Genomic DNA, 4,996 nt, shown 5'->3' on the forward strand with positions numbered 1-4,996 from the left:
GTGCTTGCGGCACAGCAGGCGTTCAACCTCTCGGTCAACGCCGTCATACCGACCAGGCTTACCATCAGCGCCATCATCGGCAAGGCGGTGCGGGAGGCCCGGAACGTGGGCGTCGAGGCGAGCATCTACGAGAAGGGGGTCATTGACCTCATCATCGGACGGGCACAGCAGCAGATGCTGGCCGTCGCGCTCGTAGCGGCAGACCATGGCTTCGAACTCGATGAGGCGACCCTGAAGGCCGCTTCCGCTGCAACCGCTGCTGCACCCGCTGCAGCGGAGCCCGCAGAAGAGGCAAAACCCGCGGAAGAGGAGAAGGAAGAGGAGAAGAAGGAAGAAGAGGAAGAGAGCGGCATGGCCGGTCTTGGAGCACTCTTCGGCTAATACACTACAAGACTTGAGGTGAATACATTATGGAGTATATCTACGCTGCACTGCTCCTGCACAACGCAGGCAAAGACGTAACTGATGAGAATGTGACTGCTGTCCTGAAGGCCGCCGGCGTCGCCGTCGAGGACGCCCGTGTCAAGGCGCTCGTCGCCGCACTCGAGGACGTGAACATCGAGGAGGCCATCAGCAAGGCCGCCGTCGCACCGGTCGCCGCCGCTGCACCCGCAGCCGCTGCCCCTGCAGCCGCCGCACCCGCAGCCGCTGAAGAAGAGAAGGAAGAGGAGAAGAAGGAAGAGGAAGAAGAGAGCGGCATGGCCGGTCTCGGAGCCCTCTTCGGCTAAATCTCTTTTTCTTTCGTAGGTATTTACAGTACGATTGCGCACATCGCTGGGACGGCTCGCCCCGCTTTTAAAGATAGCCGACTGATACGTCGCCACGGTGGCCATAAACTATAACTATCGAAACGTTGACGTCCCCGTACGGATGCTTAATTTGGATGGGGTCGGTCATGCGCATAGCTTTGATTGTTGCCGTACTGATGATCATTGCGTTTCCTACAGTATGTTCAGGTCTTCAACCTGAAAGTCCGGTGCCCGACGGCGAGACGATAAATCTCACCATCACCTCCCCGAAAGAGGGTGATGAAGGCTGGATCGACGTCGTTCCGCCTCACGTTGCGGTTATCGGCGAAACCGATGCCCCTTCCGGTATACGGAGCGTGATCGTGCAAAGCGAAATAGGGGAGGTTTCGTGTGGGAACGGGACGAAGTTTGCATGTTCTGTACCGGTTTCTGTGGGGAAGAACAGAATCACGGTCATAGCGACCGATAACCTCGGAAACCGAGCGGAAAAATCTCTGAACGTGACCATTCATATTGGAATACCTCCACCGCCGCTGATCACCGTTTCGGGCAGGGTAACAGACCTCAAAGGCAATCCGATTCACAACGTATCCGTGCGATTTGAATCAGTATTCTGGCTGGATGGCGGCGAAGACTTCTCGGAGGCGAACACGACCGGAAGAGACGGCAGGTATCTGATCGAAAACGCACTTGGGAGCAGGCAGACCGTCAGCGTTCAGAAAGAGGGCTATCTCACCCTCCAGCGCGAGATTATCTTCGAAGACGTGACGAACGAACTCGACCTGAAACTGGAACCCTCTGGCCGGGCAACTCTGGGATTCGATCTGCAGATAGGTATCATCGGAGCATTGGGAGCATTATTGGTCTTTCTGGAGGTCCGTCGGAGAAAGGAAGGGTGGTAAAGTACGTGACTGGCTGAATAGATCAGAGGACGGCTAAAACTCCTTTTTTTATTAGGCTCGTAAGACCATGAAAAGGACAAAATGTTCGAAAGGATGAAATACGCGGTACAGGGAATGATAAAAAAGTGAGCACAAAACCCACTGCATCCAGAGAGATTGGCATCTTGGTGATCGGGTTCTGTGTTCTGCTGGTCTTTACGGCAGGGTGCCTTATGCCTCCTGACGAGATCGGCCGCGATATCCTGGTCTTCAAGGTCGATGCTGAGGGTACAGAACAATGGCAGACGCTCATCGATACCGGGGGAGATGATATTGCCAGGACCATAACCCAGACTGCAGACGGGGGATATCTTATCGGTGGGGAGGTCTGGCCCTGGCGCGGTGGTCGATCTTATGGAGTTTTCGAACTCAACAGCAACGGTACCGTCGACTGGAATGTCATCGGAGAGGGAGCTTCGGCTTCTGTTGTCGAGACAGCAATAGGCACCATCGTAGCGGTCAGCGGTTCCAGCACCGAAAGTTCCAGAACCCCGCTCTTTGACCTGACAGGGAACCTCCTGAAGAGCGAAGTACAGAGTGCGGAGGCTGGCATCTTGGAGTCGGTCGCCGGGACTACCGACGGCGGGGTTGTCGTCGTCGGAACTTTCGGAGGAGATCTCCTGGTACTCAAGAAAGATCGGAACCTGACGGAAGAGTGGAGGAAGACCTACAGACCGACGACCGGGAGGGCCTCTGAGGATATCATCGTCCAGACATCCGACGGGGGTTACCTGGTGGGCAGTCGGATTTCTCTTCCGGACAGAGGCGGCTTTGACGTGTGGATACTCCGACTGAATGCCACAGGCGATTTACTCTGGGATACGACACTCGGCACGCCGCCACTCTACCACGACGTGCACTTCATGAGCGAAGGTCCAGAAAGCAAAAGTACTGTCATCTACAGCAACATAATGCTGGGACCGCTGGAGGAGGTTGTCCTTGATCCGGGTGGGAATGTGCTCGAGAAGAGAGCGCTCAATGCGTCGGTTCCGATCATCAAAACGACCGGTGGAGGATATGTATACGCCCCTGTTACGTGGTATTGCAAACCTCGGCTTTTGATCTTCTCCGACTGGGTAGGCGTCCCCCACGTCGTGAAGCTCGATCCCGGCGGACTCCAGGAGTGGGACATTGAACTGAACGTCACCTTCGCGATAGGCAGGGCGGTCTCGGTCATCCAGACCACCGACGGCGGGTATGCCCTCTTGGCGGACAGATATAACATCCCTACGGAGCCCCAGTAGCTGGCTTTTTGTGATGGGGGACCTGGAGGGTATGCGAAACATTACCATTAGTCCCCTCCACAATCCTCTCCTCTTTCCGGTGGCCATTCTCATCCATGCCGGTTCTCCCCCATGACAGTAAAATCTTCCAAGAAGTCCTGGGAATGAGATCGGGGAGAGATGGAGATGGGCTCCTCGGGATGACCGGTCGGCGGAGCTCTGCGAGGGGAGCCATGCTTGCGGATCTCGATCCGGAGATATCGCATTTGCACGGGAGAAATATCAGGAAAATGGGATGATAGTTCTCGTTCCTTGCCGGAGCGCACGTCTGTCATCAGGATCGGATTACGGATATTGCAGTCGTTTTTTCGAGTAAGCGTAAAGCTATGTCTCCTTTTCATCGGCAATTGCGCCCATCACCCGGGTGAATTCCCTCATTTTTGCAAACGACCGACTGACATGTCGCCGCTATGGCCGTAAACTATAATCGTCGGAACGTTGATGTCCCCATGCGGATGCTCAAAATAGCGTTCGCACCATGGTGGAGGTTCACCCGCCCTTGCACGGATAGGATGAACCCCCCACGGCCCGAAGGCTAGGGAGATATTCGTATTTCACATATTTATGGGTTTTCTCCTTTGCCTCCGGGGATGTTACAGGAGAAAGTCACATGAATGGAAAAATTGGAATGCGAGCATTTTCCGTGCTCTTTGCTGTACTGTTGATGAGTATTGCGATGGTGCCGGTGGTGAGTGCAAGTAATGAGAGATATTCGGGTCCAACCGACATTGATGGGGAACCAATCCTCATTGTTGGTGTCGATGTGCCCGCGCCGGAACCGATACCGTTAGAGATACTGCTAAAAGCAGAATCTATGGAGATGGAGCACGATGACAGAGTGATTATCCAAGATACGGTAAGCTATCTGAGCTCTTGGAATGAAGAGTTGAAGTGGGGCTTATCTGAAGAGGAAGTCAAGAAATATTCCCAAATTCTTGAAGAACAGGTATTGGTCAATTACTATGATGTAGACAATCGTTACTATCTAATACCGAACTTGGACAAATTTGGAGAGGAGTTGGGGCTTGTTTTAGGACTTAATGCCGATGAAGTGGATCGATACGTCAGAGCGCACAGAGAGCAAATTGCGAGAATTATTCAGGACGGCCATCTCGGTATCGCAGGAGCTTCTGCGCTTGATAGCCGTATAGATAGCTCTACAGGTAGCTCTCTCTATGTCAGCCCTTCATCGCAATCAGCACCCCACGCGACTGGAAAAGCCTACTATTTATATATATTCGTGGACTTCACGACTCCGGTCCCAGACTTTCAGGGAACCTGGATCCAATCGAATCGGAATGCTGCATTGAGCGGCTTAAACTCCGCGACAACGGCAATTCGCAACCAAGCGCCTGCGGCCGCTAACCTTGTCAACGACGGCGGTTTCTTGACCGTAACTGTTTCTGGACAGAATCAGGGCGATCAGTCCAGCTCCTGGGGCCCGAATGGATGGATGGTAACAGCAGCAAGAAACCTCGGCTACTCTGGTACGGGCTACGCTGCTACTGAGCAAATGGCAAGATCGATTAAAAGCTGGGCTGGAGCAGATCAGGTCGTGATTATCTACCTAACGCATGACAATCAGGGCTGTTATGCAACAGGCACTAGCACGGGTTACGCAGACATGGCCGTGATTTCATACTGGTATCCAGGATTGCCTAACACTCCGCTTACCCAAACGCCATCTGGCGTTTATGCGCACGAGGTATACCACCTCTATGGCGCCCTTGATGAATATAGTGGTAGTTCATTCTGTGGACAGTACAGCGATCTTGCCGTCAGCCCGATGCACGACAAATATACGAATCAACATCATGAGGATTGCAGTCCGTTAAACGTGTTCATTATGAGGAACTCTGTTCTTAACGTTGGTCCGAGCCCATCAACTAAGAACTTCATTGGTTGGGGTGATTGGAATGGAAATGGGATTCTCGACCCGTTCAAATAGCCGTGAGGTTGATCCTCAACCAATTTTTGGGATTGGATCGGCTATGCGCATAGCTTTGATTGTTGCCGTACTGAT

The 4,996-nt window shown here is 53.3% G+C and carries 4 protein-coding genes and 1 pseudogene; all 5 read left to right on the forward strand.

Annotated elements, in window-relative coordinates; genetic code table 11:
• Nucleotides 1-381 (forward strand): annotated as a pseudogene (gene rplP0, locus BP858_RS07580) (50S ribosomal protein L10); the annotation flags it as partial.
• A 29-nt stretch (nt 382-410) separates the two neighbouring features.
• Nucleotides 411-728, forward strand: coding sequence for a 50S ribosomal protein P1 (gene rpl12p / locus BP858_RS07585; protein ID WP_014866086.1), 318 nt, complete (start codon nt 411-413; stop codon nt 726-728).
• Between the two features lie 155 nt (nt 729-883).
• Nucleotides 884-1,651 carry a carboxypeptidase regulatory-like domain-containing protein gene (locus BP858_RS07590; protein ID WP_214166006.1) on the forward strand — a complete coding sequence of 256 codons (768 nt, stop codon included), beginning with the start codon at nt 884-886 and terminating at the stop codon, nt 1,649-1,651.
• A 125-nt stretch (nt 1,652-1,776) separates the two neighbouring features.
• Nucleotides 1,777-2,934, forward strand: a complete 1,158-nt coding sequence (locus tag BP858_RS07595) for a hypothetical protein (RefSeq protein WP_214166005.1) — start codon at nt 1,777-1,779, stop codon at nt 2,932-2,934.
• 649 nt (nt 2,935-3,583) lie between these two features.
• Nucleotides 3,584-4,921, forward strand: a complete 1,338-nt coding sequence (locus BP858_RS07600; protein WP_214166004.1) for a hypothetical protein — start codon at nt 3,584-3,586, stop codon at nt 4,919-4,921.
• Nucleotides 4,922-4,996 lie beyond the last annotated feature (75 nt).

Source organism: Methanoculleus sp. UBA413, from assembly GCF_002502935.1.
Lineage (GTDB): Archaea > Halobacteriota > Methanomicrobia > Methanomicrobiales > Methanoculleaceae > Methanoculleus > Methanoculleus bourgensis.

Bases quoted from the DNA above. Each gene is read 5' to 3' on its own strand.
- rpl12p (WP_014866086.1), top strand. From the start codon at position 411: ATGGAGTATATCTACGCTGCACTGCTCCTGCACAACGCAGGCAAAGAC.
- BP858_RS07590 (WP_214166006.1), top strand. From the start codon at position 884: ATGGGGTCGGTCATGCGCATAGCTTTGATTGTTGCCGTACTGATGATC.
- BP858_RS07600 (WP_214166004.1), top strand. From the start codon at position 3,584: ATGAATGGAAAAATTGGAATGCGAGCATTTTCCGTGCTCTTTGCTGTA.